Source organism: Pseudorhodoferax soli (assembly GCF_003337555.1).
Taxonomy (GTDB): domain Bacteria; phylum Pseudomonadota; class Gammaproteobacteria; order Burkholderiales; family Burkholderiaceae_C; genus Pseudorhodoferax; species Pseudorhodoferax soli.
Genome location: NZ_QPJK01000001.1, coordinates 288307 through 301551 on the forward strand (window position 1 = coordinate 288307; position 13245 = coordinate 301551).

The window sequence follows — 13245 nt, forward strand, 5'->3', positions numbered from 1 at the left end:
ATGTCCGCCAGCGCATTCCAGATCCGCCGCCTGCGGCAGATCGACGCCGACCAGTGCCACACGCTGGCCGAACTGCTGATCGACTGCGTCGCCGGCGGCGCGTCCGTCAGCTTCATGCATCCGCTGGCGCAAGAGCGCGCGCTGGCCTTCTGGCGCGGCGTGGCTGAGGGCGTGGCGCGCGGCGAGCGGGCGCTGCTTGTCGCCGAGGACGCGCAGGGCATCGCCGGCACGGTGCAGCTGGTGCTGGCCCAGCCCGACAACCAGCCGCACCGCGCCGACCTGGCCAAGATGCTGGTGCACCGCCGCGCGCGCCGGCTCGGCATGGGAGAGGCGCTCATGCGCGCGGCCGATGAACTGGCGCTGGACTGCGGCAAGACGCTGCTGGTGCTGGACACCGTGGACGGCTCCGACGCAGAACGGCTGTACCGCCGCCTCGGCTGGCAGTCCTGCGGCGTGATCCCCGGCTACGCGCTGTGGCCGCACGGCGGCCTGTGCGCCACGCACTACTTCTACCGGGCCCTGCCGTGACGCGCCATCAACCGATCGGCCGCAGCAGCTCGGCCACATCGTCCTCGCCGAACAGCGGCGCATCGCGCGTGGCCGCGCCGTGCAGCAGGCCTTGCGCCAGCGCCGCCTTGCGTGCCTGCAGCGCCAGGATGCGCTCCTCGATCGTGCCTTCGGCCACCAGCTTGTAGACCATCACCTGGCGCTGCTGGCCGATGCGGTGCGCGCGTGCCGTGGCCTGCTCTTCCACGGCAGGGTTCCACCAGGGGTCGTAGTGGATCACGGTGTCGGCCTGCGGCAGGTTCAGCCCGGTGCCGCCGGCCTTCAGGCTGATCAGGAACAGCGGCACCGCGCCGCTCGTGAAGCGCTCGATCACGGCATCGCGCTGCTGGGTCTGGCCGGTCAGCGTGGCGAAGGCGATGTTGCGCTCGCGCAGCGCGGCTTCGATGAGCGCCAGCATGCCGGTGAACTGCGAGAACAGCAGCACGCGCCGGCCTTCCTCCAGCAGCTCGGGCAGCATCTCCATGAGCAGCTCGAGCTTGGCCGAACCGGCAGCCTTGGTGACCCCCGGCGCGGCCTTCACGAGCCGCGGGTCGCAGCAGACCTGCCGCAGCTTGAGCAGCGCGTCCAGCACCTGGATCTGCGAACGCGCCAGGCCCTTGTCTGCCAGCGCTGCGCGCACCGACTTCTCGGTGGCCAGCCGGATGGTCTCGTACAGGTCGGCCTGGGCGCCGTCCAGCGTCACCGGGCTGATGCTCTCGATGCGCGCGGGCAGCTCCGTGGCCACGGCCGCCTTGGTCCGGTGCAGCATGAAGGGCGCGATGCGCCGGCGCAGTTGGGCGAGCTGCTGCGTGTCGGCATGCTTCTCGATCGGCTGGCGGAACACCTCGCGAAAGCGCGCCTGGCTGCCGAGGAAGCCCGGCATCAGGAAATGGAACAGGCTCCACAGCTCGCCCAGGTGGTTTTCCATCGGCGTGCCGGAGAGGCACAGGCGCTGGCGGGCCTGCAGCGAGGCCGCCACCTGCGCGGCCTGGGTGCTGGCGTTCTTGATGTGCTGGGCTTCGTCGAGCACCACCAGGTGCCAGCGCTGCTGCAACCAGCGTTCGCGGTCGCGTTGCAACAGCGAGTACGGCGCCACCACCAGGTCGCAGCCGGCAAAGTCGGCCTTGTGCCGGTCGGCGCCGTGCCACACCCGCGTGCGCAGCGCCGGGGCGAAGCGCTCGGCCTCGCGGCGCCAGTTGCCCAGCACGCTGACCGGCGCCAGCACCAGGCTGGGCCGGTCGAGCCGGCCGTCCTCGTGCTCGCGCAGCAGGTGGGCCAGGGTCTGCAGCGTCTTGCCCAGTCCCATGTCGTCGGCCAGGATGCCGCCCAGGCCCGCGCGGCGCAGGAACTGCAGCCAGTTCAGGCCCTGCTGCTGGTAGGGCCGCAGCTGCGCGCGCAGGCCGGCCGGTGGCGCCACAGCCGGCGGTGCGCCGCTGCCGAGTTCGCGCAGCAGCGCGCGCAGGCCCTCGCCGCCCTCCCACACCGCACCCTCGCCCAGCAGCACGCCCATGCGCAGCGCTTCCAGGCGCGACAGGCGCAGCGCGTCGGCTTCCAGGTCGCGGTCGGGCCGCTCGCCCACGAGCTCCAGCAAGGCCTGCAGCCAGGGCTGCAGCGGCCCCGACGGCAACCGCATCCAGCGGCCATCAGCCTGTTCGCGCCAGAGCCAGGGCGGCAGCTGCGGGCCTTCGGACGTGTAGCGCACCTGCCGCAGCAGCGCCGGCAACCAGGGCAGCACGTTGTGGCGCGCACCGTCGATGGCAATGCCCAGCGAGAGGTCGAACCACGCGACATCGGTACCGGCCCGCAAGGCATCTTCGAGCACGGTGTCGTCCTGCCCGGCCGGCGGTGTGGCCACCTGCACCAGCAAGGCGTCGGCCTGCTCCACGAAGCCGGCCAGTTCCGGACCGGCCTGCACATCGAAGCCTGCGGCACGCAGCGGCGCCCAGTCGTCCAGCGCCCACTCCAGCCAGGCCATGCTGGCAGCAGGCAGGTGGAAGCGCGACAGGGCGTCGCCCGCGAGGCCCAGCGCGTGCAGGCGCACCTCGGCCGCCCGCTCCGCCGCCACATCGCGGGCCAGCAGCACGCGGCGGCCTTCGTGGGCGACCAGCACATGGGCCTGCGGCGTGAACCACTGGCCGCGCAGGCCGGCGTAGTCGAAGTCCAGCGTGGCGCGCAGCAGGCCGCGCTGGGCGCGCTCGGCCGCCGGCACGCGCGCCAGCCGCAGGCAGGCCACGGGCGGCACCTGCGGCCAGCGCTCGGGCGGCGCCACGACCGGCGGCAGCGGCAGGCCGGCCAGGCGCTCGAGCAGCCGACTCCGCACATCGCCGAAGGCGGACTGCGGCAAGGGCGGGGCGGCCAGCAACAAGCGCAGTTGGGCCGCGTCCAGCCCAGGCGCATCCACCGGGCCGCAGGAGCGGTTCTCGAGATCCAGGTACAGCGGCGACTGGGCACCGTACACGGCCGTGCGCGGCGCAGGCCTGGCGTCTGGCGCCTGCGGATCGGCGCCCTGCTCCGCCACGCCTGCGCGCAGCATCCACAGGCTCTCTTCCTCGCGCGGCTGCTTCATTTCATGCCACTGCCACAGCAAGCGGCGCGGCGGCCCCCAGCGCAACGGGGCCTCGCCCATCTCGCCCGATTCGACCAGCGCGAACAGCCGGCCCGTGCGCGCAGCCGCCTGCACGGCCAGGCTGCCGATGGCGCCATCGACGATGCCGCTGTGCGACGGGCCGTGGCTGTGGCGCTGCGTCCCCAGGGACTGGATCAGGCGCACGCACTCGCGGTCGTCGTTGGGCACGGCGCTCGCCAGGGCCGCCATGCGCAGTTGCGCCTCGTAGCCCGGCACCTTGGGCTTGGCCCAGCCGCCGCGCTTGAGCGCGCGCGACATCTGCCAAGCCAGTTGCAGGCGCGGCGGCTCGCTGCCCCGCGGCGCCTGCGGGGCGGCCGAGAGCAGGTACAGCGGCACCTCGGGATGGCCGGCCACCGCGCGTGCGACTGCATTGGTGGGCTCGGCCTCGAAGAGGTCCAGCCAGGCGTGCATGGTGGCCGTTGCCCGCGGCACCGCCGGCGCGGCCGGTGGCGAGGGCCAGGGGACAGCGGGCGACGCGGGGGCATCGGGCGTCGCGGCGCGGCGAACGGCGCCTGCCGCATAGGCGGCCTTGAGCGCCAGCGCCACCGCGTGCTTGCAGTCCCTGCCCACGGGGCAGGAGCAGTTGGCATCGAAGCCCACGACCCGGCCTTCGGTGTCCATTTCCATCACGAGGCTGGTCTCGTACGGATCGCGCTCGCTGCCGCGCACCACGCCGTCCACGCGCCAGAGCTCTGCGCTCTCGGCATGCAGTTCGTGCTCGAGCACGCCCTGGTTCAGGTAGACCTGCAAGCCACGTGCGTAGGTGGACGGCGAGAGATGGGGGGCGATGGATCGGGGATCGATCAGCAGACCCATTGGCAGCTCAGAACCCCGCGAAGTGGGCGTGCAGGCGGTCGCGCCAGACCTGCTTCTGCGCGGCAGGGGCGAAGCTCGCCACGAAGCTGTTGTCCGCCAGTTGGAACGCCTGCTGCGCCGTGAGGCCGGTGGCGGCGAAGGTCTGCAGGAAGTTCTCGTTCATGTAGCCGCCGAAGTAGGCCGGGTCGTCGGAGTTGACCGTGGCGACCAGGCCGGCGTCGAGCAGCGCGCCCAGGTTGTGCTGCGCCAGGTCAGGGAACACGCAGAGCTTGAGGTTGGACAGCGGGCACACGGTCAGCGGGATGCGGTCCTGCGCGAGCCGGCGCATCAATGCCGGGTCCTTGGTGCTCTGCACGCCGTGGTCGACGCGCTCGACCTTGAGCAGGTCCAGCGCCGTCCACACATAAGCCGGCGGCCCTTCCTCGCCCGCATGCGCGACGAGATGGAAACCCAGTTCGCGGCAGCGTGCGAACACGCGCGCGAACTTCTCGGGCGGGTGGCCGACCTCGCTGGAATCCAGGCCGATGCCGATGAATTTGTCGCGAAAAGGCAGCGCCTGCTCCAGCGTCTCGAAGGCTTCCTCTTCGCTCAGATGGCGCAGGAAGCACAGGATCAGGTCGGCACTCACGCCCAGTTGCGCCTGTGCGTCGACGCAGGCACGGTGCAGGCCGTTGACGACCGTCTCCATCGCCACGCCACGCGCCGTGTGCGTCTGCGGGTCGAAGAACATCTCTGTGCGGATGACGTTGTCGGCCGCTGCACGCTGCAGGTAGGCCCAGGCCATGTCGTAGAAGTCCTGCTCCTTGAGCAGCACCGAGGCGCCCGCGTAGTAGATGTCCAGGAAGCTCTGCAGGTTGCTGAAGGCGTAGGCGCGGCGCAGCTCTTCCACGCTGGCGTAGGGGATGGCGACGCTGTTGCGCTGCGCCAGCGCGAAGATCAGCTCGGGCTCCAGCGAGCCCTCGATGTGCATGTGCAGTTCGGCCTTGGGCATGCCGCGCAGCAGCTCGGGCAGGCGCTCGGTGGGGATGGCGGAGAAATTCGGGGCGTGGGATGTCATGGCGCCACTCTAAATCGCTTTGGCGGGCAGCGTCCACACAAGGCCTCGCCTAACATCGCGCCCTTTTCGTCCCGCCCTGCCCCCATGTCCCTGTCCCGCCTGCGCGCCGAATGGTGCCCCAGCGTTCCGCGCGAACTGCTGGCCGGCGCCGTCGCCACCTTCGCGCTGATTCCCGAGGTCATCGCCTTCTCGTTCGTCGCCGGTGTCGACCCCGCCGTGGGGCTGTTCGCCTCCTTCGTCATCAGCATCGTGATCGCGTTCACGGGCGGGCGGCCGGCCATGGTCTCGGCCGCCGCGGGCTCGGTGGCGCTGGTGGCGGCGCCGCTCGTGCAGTCGCACGGCCTGCCCTATCTGCTCGCCGCCGGCCTGCTGGCCGGAGTGGTGCAGATCGTCTTCGGCCTGCTGCGCCTGGGCGTGCTGATGCGCTTCGTCTCCAGTTCGGTGCGTACCGGCTTCGTCAACGCGCTGGCGGTGCTGATCTTCTCCGCCCAGCTGCCGCACCTGCAGGATGCGAACACGGCCACCTGGGCCATGCTGGCGCTGGGCCTGGCGCTGATCTACGGGTTGCCGCGTTTGCCGTTCAGGCTGTTCACGGTGCTGCCCTCGCCACTGATCTGCATCCTGGTGCTGACCGGCCTGTCGCTGTGGTTGGGCCTGCCGCTGGCCACCGTGGTCGACCTGGGCAAACTGCCCGACACCCTGCCCAGCTTCGGATGGCCCGGCGTGCCGCTCGACCTGCAAACCCTGCGCCTGATCGCCATGCCCGCACTGGCCATCGCCATGGTCGGCCTGCTGGAATCGCTGATGACAGCCAGCGTGGTCGACGAGATGACCGACACGCCCAGCAGCAAGAACCGCGAGTGCAGTGGCCTCGGCATGGCCAACATCGCCGCCAGCCTGTTCGGCGGCATTGCAGGCTGCGGAATGATCGGCCAGACCGTCAGCAACGTGAAGTACGGCGGCCGCGGCCGGCTGTCCACCTTGTTCGCCGGCCTGTTCCTGCTGATCCTCATGGTGCTGCTCAAGCCCTGGGTGGCGCAGGTGCCGGTGGTCGCGCTGGTGGCCATCATGGTGATGGTCTCGGCCGCCACCTTCGACTGGGGCTCGCTGCGCACGCTGGTGCGGCATCCGCGCCTGTCCAGCGCGGTGATGCTGGCCACCGTGGCCGTGACGCTGGCCACGCACAACCTGGCCGCCGGCGTGGCCGTCGGTGTGGTCATGAGCGGCGTGTTCTTCGCCTTCAAGGTGGCGCACATGCTGGACGTTCGCGCGGAAGACGACCCCACGGGCCTGCGCAGCTGGACCGTGACGGGCCAAGTGTTCTTCGCCTCGGCCGACGCGTTCATCGACGCCTTCGACGTGCTTGGCGCCGAGGGCCGCCCGGTGCGCATCGACGTCACGCGCGCCCACTTCTGGGACGTGACCGCCGTGGCCGCGCTCGACAAGGTGGTGCAGCGCCTGCGCCACCACGGGTGCACGGTGGAGGTGGTGGGTCTGAACGCGGCCAGCGCGGTGCTGATCGACCAGCTCGCACCACCTCGCTGAACGCAAAACGGCCGCCCGAAGGCGGCCGTCTTCAGTGCAGGCGCAGCCTACTTGTCGCCCGGCACCTTGCCTTCCACGCCCTTGACGTAGAACTTCACGCCCGACAGGAACTGGTCGTCGGCCACGGCGCCCGCGGCCACGACTTCCTTGCCGGCGTTGTCGGCGATCGGGCCCTTCCAGATCGAGAACGTGCCGTCCTTCAGGCCCTTCTTGATCTCGTCGATCTTGGCCTTGGTCTCGGCCGGCACGTCGGCAGCGATGGAGACCATGTCGATCGCGCCTTCCTTCACGCCCCACCAGACCGCGCCCGTCGACCAGGTGCCTTCCAGCGCGTCCTTGGTGGCCTTGATGTAGTACGGCGCCCAGTTGATGATGGCCGAGCCGAGGTGGGCCTGCGGACCGTAGGCCGTCATGTCCGAGTCCCAGCCGAAGGCGCGCTTGCCCTTGTCCTGCGCGGTCTTGAGCACGGCGGCCGAATCGGTGTTCTGCATCAGCACGTCGGCGCCGCCGTTGATCAGCGCGGTGGCGGCCTCGGTTTCCTTGGGCGGGTTGAACCACTCGTTGACCCAGACCACCTTGGTCGTGATCTTCGGGTTCACCGACTGCGCGCCCAGCGTGAAGCTGTTGATGTTGCGCACCACCTCCGGAATTGGAATGGAGGCCACCACGCCCAGCGTGTTGCTCTTGGTCATGGCGCCGGCGATCACGCCGGCCATGTAGGCGCCTTCGTAGGTGCGGCTGTCGTAGGTGCGCAGGTTGGGCGCGGTCTTGTAGCCGGTGGCGTGTTCGAACTTCACGTCGGCCGCATCCGGCGCCACCTTGAGCATGGGCTCCATGTAGCCGAAGGTGGTGCCGAAGATCAGCTTGTTGCCCTGGCCCACGAGGTCGCGGAACACGCGCTCGGCATCGGCCGACTCAGGCACCTTCTCGACGAAGCTGGTGACGATCTTGTCGCCGTATTCCTTCTCCAGCGCCTTGCGGGCGTTGTCGTGCGCGAAGGTCCAGCCACCATCGCCCACCGGGCCGACATAGGCGAACGCGATCTTGAGCGGCTCGGCCTTGGGCGCCGGTGCGGGTGCGGCTGCCGCCGGCGCCGGGGCGGGCGCGGGCTCTTCCTTCTTGCCGCAGGCAGCCAGCGCTGCGGCGGCCATCGCGCTCAGCGCAACCACGCGCAGCATCGAACGTTTGTTCTGGTCGGTCATGGATTCTCCGGAGGTGTCAACGAAAAAAAGCGGCCCGATTATGAGCCTGGGTAGAACGGCTTTCCGATGGAGTTGGGCATGTTCGCCCGGATCCACGCGGGGTTGCGCGAGATGATGGCCAGCACCACCACGGGCGCGATGTACTGCAGCATCGACAGGAACTGGCTGGGCACCTGCACGCCCTGGCTCTGCAGGAAAAAGCCGAGCTGGCCGACGCCGCCGAACAGATAGGCGCCCAGCAGCACGCGTGCCGGCCGCCAGGTGGCGAAGGTGGTCAGCGCCAGCGCGATCCAGCCGTTGCCGGCCACCATGCCTTCGACCCACAGCGGCGTGTAGACCACCGACAGGTAGCTGCCCGCCAGCCCGCACAGCGCGCCGCCCGCCAGCACCGCGAGGAAGCGGATGCGCCGCACCGGGTAGCCCAGCGCGTGCGACGACTCCGGCGACTCGCCGACCGAGCGCAGCACCAGGCCCGAACGCGTGCGCATCAGGAACCAGATCAGCGCGCCCGTGAACAGCACCGTGAGGTAGACCATGGGATGGTGGCGGAACAGCGCCGGACCGAACCACGGAATGTCGGCCAGCACGGGAATGGCGTACTGCGGCGAGGGCGGCAGCTTCTCCTGCACGTAGGCCACGCCGACGAACGCCGAGAAGCCGCTGCCGAACAGGCTCAGTGCGAGGCCCGTGGCGTACTGGTTGGTGTTGAACCAGATCACCAGCACGCCGAAGGCCGCCGCCAGGGCCGCGCCGGCCGCCATGCCGGCCGCGAAGCCCACCCAGGTGCTGCCGCTGTGCACGGCGGCCGCGAAGCCGGCGATGGCGGCGCACAGCATCATGCCCTCGGCACCCAGGTTGATGATGCCGGCCTTCTCGTTGATGAGCAGGCCCAGCGCCGCGAGCGCCAGCACGGTGCCTGCGTTGAGCGTGGCCGCCAGCAGCAGTGCGTAGGAGTCCATCACGCAGCCCTCCGCAGGCCGGTGAAGCGCACGCGGTACGCGATCAGCGTGTCGCAGGCCAGCAGCGTGAACAGCAGCAGGCCCTGGAACACCCCGGTCAGCGACTTGGGCAGGCCCAGGCGCGACTGCGCCAGTTCACCGCCGATGTAGAACATGCTCATGAGGACCGCCGAGAAGACCATGCCGACCGGGTGCAGCCGGCCGACGAAGGCCACGATGATGGCCGCGAAGCCGTAGCCCGCCGGCACATAGGGCGTGAGCTGGCCGATCGGGCCGGCCACCTCCAGCGCACCGGCCAGGCCGGCCGCGCCGCCGGACGTGAGCAGCGCGATCCACAGCGCGCGCCGCGACGAGAAGCCCGCATAGCGCGCCGCCGCCGGTGCCAGCCCGCCCACCTGCTGCGCGAAGCCGGCGCGCGTGCGGAACAGGAAGACCCACAGCGCACCCGCACCGACCAGCGCGATCAGCAAGCCGATGCTCACGCGCGAGCCCTTCATGAGCCGCGGGATCTGCGTGATGGCCTCGAAGGTCTTGCTCTGCGGGAAGTTGTAGCCGCCCGGATCCTTCAGCGGCCCCTGCACCAGGTAGCCCAGCAACTGGATCGCCACGTAGACCAGCATCAGGCTGACCAGGATCTCGCTGGCGTTGAAGCGGTCGCGCAGCAGCGCCACGATGCCGGCCCAGACCATGCCGCCCAGGATGCCGGCCAAGAGGATGGGCACGACGATCCAGCCCGAGGTGCCTTTGCCGGCCATCAGCGCGACACAACCGGCGCACACCGCGCCGATCACGAACTGCCCCTCGGCGCCGATGTTCCAGACGTTGGAGCGGAAGCACACCGCCAGGCCCAGCGCGATGATCAACAGCGGCGTGGCCTTGACCATGAGCTCGCCCAGCGCGTAGGCGTTGCGCAGCGGCTCCCAGAAGAACACGCCCAGGCCGCGCAGCGGGTCCTTGCCCAGCGCGACGAACAGCAGCGTGCCGATCAGCACCGTGACGGCCAGCGCCAGCAACGGCGAGCCGAAGCTCCAGAATTTCGACGGCTCGGGCCGGGCCTCAAGCTTGAGCATGCTGCGCCTCCCCTGCCCTGGTCCACAGGCCCGACATCCATTCGCCGATCTGCGGCACCGTGGCCTCTGCCCGCGCCACGGAGGGCGACAGCCGCCCCTTGGCGATCACATAGAGCCGGTCGCTGATCTCGAACAACTCGTCCAGCTCCTCGCTGACCACCAGCACCGCGCAACCTGCGTCGCGCAGCGCCAGGATGGCGCCACGGATCTGCGCCGCCGCGCCCACGTCCACGCCCCAGGTGGGCTGCGAGACGATCAAGAGCTTGGGGTTCGCGTCGATCTCGCGGCCGACGATGAACTTCTGCAGGTTGCCGCCCGACAGCGACTTGGCAGCCGACTGCGGCCCGCCGGCCTTGACCTTGTAGCGCGCAATCGTCTCGCGCGCCTGCTCCGTCAGCCGGCGCACGCGGATCCAGCCGCTCTTGCCGACCGCGTCGTTGCGCGTCAGCAGCAGGTTGTGCGCCAGGCTCAGCGTGGGCACGGCGCCGCGGCCCAGCCGCTCCTCGGGCACGAAGTGCAGGCCCAGCGCACGGCGCTTGCCAGGCCGCAGGCGGGCTGCGTCCTGGCCGAAGATGCGCACCATGGCGGGCTGTGCGCGGCAGTCCTCGCCCGACAGCGCGTAGAGCAGCTCGCGCTGCCCGTTGCCCGAGACACCGGCGATGCCGACCACCTCGCCCGCGCGCACGTCGAGGTCGATGCCTTCCAGGTCGACGCCGAACTGGTCCTCGCGCGCCAGGCTCAGGCCCTGCACCTGCAGCACGGTGGCGCCGGCCTTCACCGCGCGGTGCTGCAGCGCAGGCGGCTCGGCGCCGATCATGAGCCGGCTCAGCGAGGCGTTGCTCTCGTTCTGCGGGTTGCACACGCCCGTCACCTTGCCGCCGCGCAGCACCGTGCAGGCCGTGCACAGCTCGCGGATCTCGTGCAGCTTGTGGCTGATGTACAGGATGCTGCAGCCCTCCGCCGCGAGCTTCTTGAGCACCACGAACAGCTTCTCGACCGCCTGCGGCGTCAGCACCGAAGTAGGCTCGTCCAGGATCAGCAACTTGGGGTCGGTCAGCAACGCGCGGATGATCTCCACGCGCTGCATCTCGCCGACCGACAGCGTGTGCACGGGCCGCGTGGCGTCGATGTCCAGGCCGTACTCGCCTGCCTTGGCCGTGATGCGACGCGTGACCTCGGCCAGTTTGAGGTGCTTGTCCAGCCCCAGCCAGACGTTCTCGGCCACGGTCAGCGTGTCGAACAGGCTGAAGTGCTGGAACACCATGCTGATGCCCAGCGCACGCGCTTCCTGCGGATTGCGGATGTGCACCTCGCGGCCGTTGAACTGCACCGTGCCCTGGTCGGGCTTGACCGAGCCGTAGATGATCTTCATCAGCGTGGACTTGCCGGCGCCGTTCTCGCCGAGCACCGCGTGGGTCTCGCCGGGCATCACGGTCAGCGACACATCGCTGTTGGCCACGACGGCCGGATAGGCCTTGGTGATGTTGGCGAGTGCCAATCTTGGAGTTGTCATGGGCAGCGGGGGCACCTCTGGGCGGGTCTGGATGTGTTTCGGTCATACCAGCAAGGTCGATGCCACCTTGCGGCAGCCTTTCCCCGCCGGCCATGCACCAAAACCGAGCGTGGCGCGATATTAAGGGCGCCCGCCCCCGCTCCCACCGCCCGGGGAAACCCCCGCTTCAGACCGCGACGATGCGGCGGTTCGCCGCACCCGGCAGCACACGCAGCGCCTTGTCGGTCACCGCCTGGTAGCTGCGGCTGGCGATGGTGTCCACGTAGGTCCAGTCGGCGCGGCACTCGGTGGCCGTGGCCGTCAGCACCATGTAGCCGCGGCGCGCGGTGTCGCAATACTGCAGCGGCCCGACCAGCTGCGTCAGCGCGCCAGCCAGCACGGCGGGGTTCTCGCCGGGCAGGTAGTCCTCGAAGCCGGGCGAGGTGACCGACGAGGTGGCGAACTCCACGCCAATCCGGCCGCCTTGTGCGTCCAGCAGGTCGCTGGCCCAGGCGTTGTGCGTGTCGCCGGCCAGCACCACGAGGTTCTTGTCGCGGCTGCGTGCCATCTCCAGCACGGCTTCGCGGGCGGCCGGGTAGCCGTCCCAGGCGTCCAGGTTGTAGGGAATCGCGGGCGCCTGCAGCACGGCGAGTTCCTGCGGCGTCAGCGTTTGCGGCGCCGTGGCGGCCTTGGTGGCCAGCGCGCTGTACTCGACCAGCGACACGCCGCCCAGTCCCAGCAGGCCGAACAGGAGCGGCGCCGGCACCTGCATGCGGCCCATCAGCACCTGCTGGCCCAGCACCTGCCAGGTGGCGGTGGAAGCCGCCATCTGCTGGCCGAGCCAGGCGGCCTGGGTGCTGCCCAGCAGCTGGCGCGCCGGATCGCCGACGGCGGCGGAGAAGCCGGCGGCGTCCAGCCCGGTCTGCGTGATGTAGGGCGTGTAGGACAGCTGTTCGTCGCGGCCGATCGTCCGCGTGTCGAGCATGTGCAGGGCAAGCAGGCCGCCGAAGTCGAAGCTGCGGTAGATCAGCCCGGTGTCCGTGCCGCTGCGGATCGGCATCCACTCGTGGTAGGCCTGCACGGCGGCCGCCTTGCGCGCGCCGAAGTCGCCTTCGTCGGGCTGGTGGTTCTCCGCCCCGTTGCGCCAGGTGTCGTTGCTGATCTCGTGGTCGTCCCACACCGCGATCATCGGCACCGCGGCGTGCAGGGCCTGCAGGTCGGCGTCGCCGCGGTACTGGGCATAGCGGCGCCGGTAGTCGGCCAGCTGCACGGTCTCGGTGGCCGGCTCGGACAGCCGGCCCAGCGCCGCCGCGTCGGCAGAGGCGTAGCCGCCGCGCGCGTACTCGTAGATGTAGTCGCCCAGATGCACGGTGGCGTCCAGGTCGTTGCGCTTGGCAGCTTCTGCGTAGACGTTGAAGTAGCCGGCCGGGTAGTTGGCGCACGAGAACACCGCGAGGCGCACCTGCGCCGCGCCGGCGGCCGGCAGCGTGCGCGTGCGGCCCACGGGCGACAGCTGGCCGTAGGCGTTGAAGCGGTACCAGTAGCTGCGCCCGGCCGACAGTCCCGTGGCGTCGACCTTCACGGTGTGGTCGCGCGCGGCCGCCGTGCGCGTCTCACCGCTGGCGACGATGTTGGCGAATGCGCTGTCGGTGGCGACCTCCCACCGCAGCACGATGTCCCCGGTGGCCGCCGTGCTCACGCGGGTCCAGAGGATCACGCGGTCGGCCAGCGGATCGCCGCTGGCCACGCCATGCGCGAACGCGACCTCGGGATCGTCGTCGCTGCCGCCGCAGCCGGCCAGCGCAAGGCCGCCGAGCGCGGCGGCGCCCAGCGCAACCTGGCGCACAAAGCGGCGCCGGCCGGGTTGGGTGGGCGCGGCCTCGGCCAGCGGGTGGACCATCGCGGGGAGCTTCTTCATCGGGGAACCTTGTG

At 70.4% G+C, this 13245-nt stretch carries 9 protein-coding genes; 2 read left to right on the plus strand and 7 right to left on the minus strand.

Annotated elements, in window-relative coordinates; translation table 11 throughout:
* A complete protein-coding gene (locus DES41_RS01260) occupies positions 1-528 on the plus strand; it encodes a GNAT family N-acetyltransferase (protein ID WP_114465188.1) in 528 nt (175 codons plus the stop codon).
* A 7-nt stretch (positions 529-535) separates the two neighbouring features.
* Here the strand turns inward: DES41_RS01260 and DES41_RS01265 are convergent, their stop codons facing one another.
* Positions 536-3988, minus strand: coding sequence for a DEAD/DEAH box helicase (locus DES41_RS01265; RefSeq protein WP_114465190.1), 3453 nt, complete (start codon positions 3986-3988; stop codon positions 536-538).
* Positions 3989-3995: 7 nt separating this feature from the next.
* Positions 3996-5045 carry an adenosine deaminase gene (locus DES41_RS01270; RefSeq protein ID WP_114465192.1) on the minus strand — a complete coding sequence of 350 codons (1050 nt, stop codon included), beginning with the start codon at positions 5043-5045 and terminating at the stop codon, positions 3996-3998.
* Between the two features lie 84 nt (positions 5046-5129).
* On the opposite strand from DES41_RS01270, the gene DES41_RS01275 reads away from it, so the two are divergent.
* Entirely contained in the window at positions 5130-6590 is a 1461-nt protein-coding gene (locus tag DES41_RS01275; protein WP_114465194.1) for a SulP family inorganic anion transporter, read from the plus strand.
* Positions 6591-6637: 47 nt separating this feature from the next.
* Here the strand turns inward: DES41_RS01275 and DES41_RS01280 are convergent, their stop codons facing one another.
* The 5 genes from DES41_RS01280 to DES41_RS01300 all read right to left on the minus strand — a co-directional run bounded on the left by DES41_RS01280 (position 6638) and on the right by DES41_RS01300 (position 13231).
* The gene (locus tag DES41_RS01280; protein ID WP_114465196.1) at positions 6638-7792 is read right to left on the minus strand and encodes a BMP family ABC transporter substrate-binding protein; all 1155 of its coding nucleotides are present in this window, start codon (positions 7790-7792) and stop codon (positions 6638-6640) included.
* Positions 7793-7830: 38 nt separating this feature from the next.
* Complete coding sequence (locus tag DES41_RS01285; RefSeq protein WP_114465198.1) at positions 7831-8751, minus strand: ABC transporter permease; 921 nt, start codon at positions 8749-8751, stop codon at positions 7831-7833.
* Positions 8751-9821 (minus strand): ABC transporter permease, encoded by a 1071-nt coding sequence (locus DES41_RS01290; protein WP_114465200.1) that lies wholly within the window; start codon positions 9819-9821, stop codon positions 8751-8753. Before DES41_RS01290 ends, DES41_RS01285 begins: the two co-directional genes overlap by 1 nt.
* Positions 9808-11334: an ABC transporter ATP-binding protein gene (locus DES41_RS01295; protein WP_114465202.1), complete on the minus strand. Its 1527-nt coding sequence runs from the start codon at positions 11332-11334 to the stop codon at positions 9808-9810. The genes DES41_RS01290 and DES41_RS01295 overlap by 14 nt, the downstream gene beginning before the upstream one ends.
* Before the next feature lie 166 nt (positions 11335-11500).
* Positions 11501-13231: an alkaline phosphatase D family protein gene (locus tag DES41_RS01300; protein ID WP_114465204.1), complete on the minus strand. Its 1731-nt coding sequence runs from the start codon at positions 13229-13231 to the stop codon at positions 11501-11503.
* Between the last annotated feature and the right edge of the window lie 14 nt (positions 13232-13245).

Bases quoted from the DNA above. Each gene is read 5' to 3' on its own strand.
- DES41_RS01260 (WP_114465188.1), top strand. From the start codon at position 1: ATGTCCGCCAGCGCATTCCAGATCCGCCGCCTGCGGCAGATCGACGCC.
- DES41_RS01265 (WP_114465190.1), bottom strand. From the start codon at position 3,988: ATGGGTCTGCTGATCGATCCCCGATCCATCGCCCCCCATCTCTCGCCG.
- DES41_RS01270 (WP_114465192.1), bottom strand. From the start codon at position 5,045: ATGACATCCCACGCCCCGAATTTCTCCGCCATCCCCACCGAGCGCCTG.
- DES41_RS01275 (WP_114465194.1), top strand. From the start codon at position 5,130: ATGTCCCTGTCCCGCCTGCGCGCCGAATGGTGCCCCAGCGTTCCGCGC.
- DES41_RS01280 (WP_114465196.1), bottom strand. From the start codon at position 7,792: ATGACCGACCAGAACAAACGTTCGATGCTGCGCGTGGTTGCGCTGAGC.
- DES41_RS01285 (WP_114465198.1), bottom strand. From the start codon at position 8,751: ATGGACTCCTACGCACTGCTGCTGGCGGCCACGCTCAACGCAGGCACC.
- DES41_RS01290 (WP_114465200.1), bottom strand. From the start codon at position 9,821: ATGCTCAAGCTTGAGGCCCGGCCCGAGCCGTCGAAATTCTGGAGCTTC.
- DES41_RS01295 (WP_114465202.1), bottom strand. From the start codon at position 11,334: ATGACAACTCCAAGATTGGCACTCGCCAACATCACCAAGGCCTATCCG.
- DES41_RS01300 (WP_114465204.1), bottom strand. From the start codon at position 13,231: ATGAAGAAGCTCCCCGCGATGGTCCACCCGCTGGCCGAGGCCGCGCCC.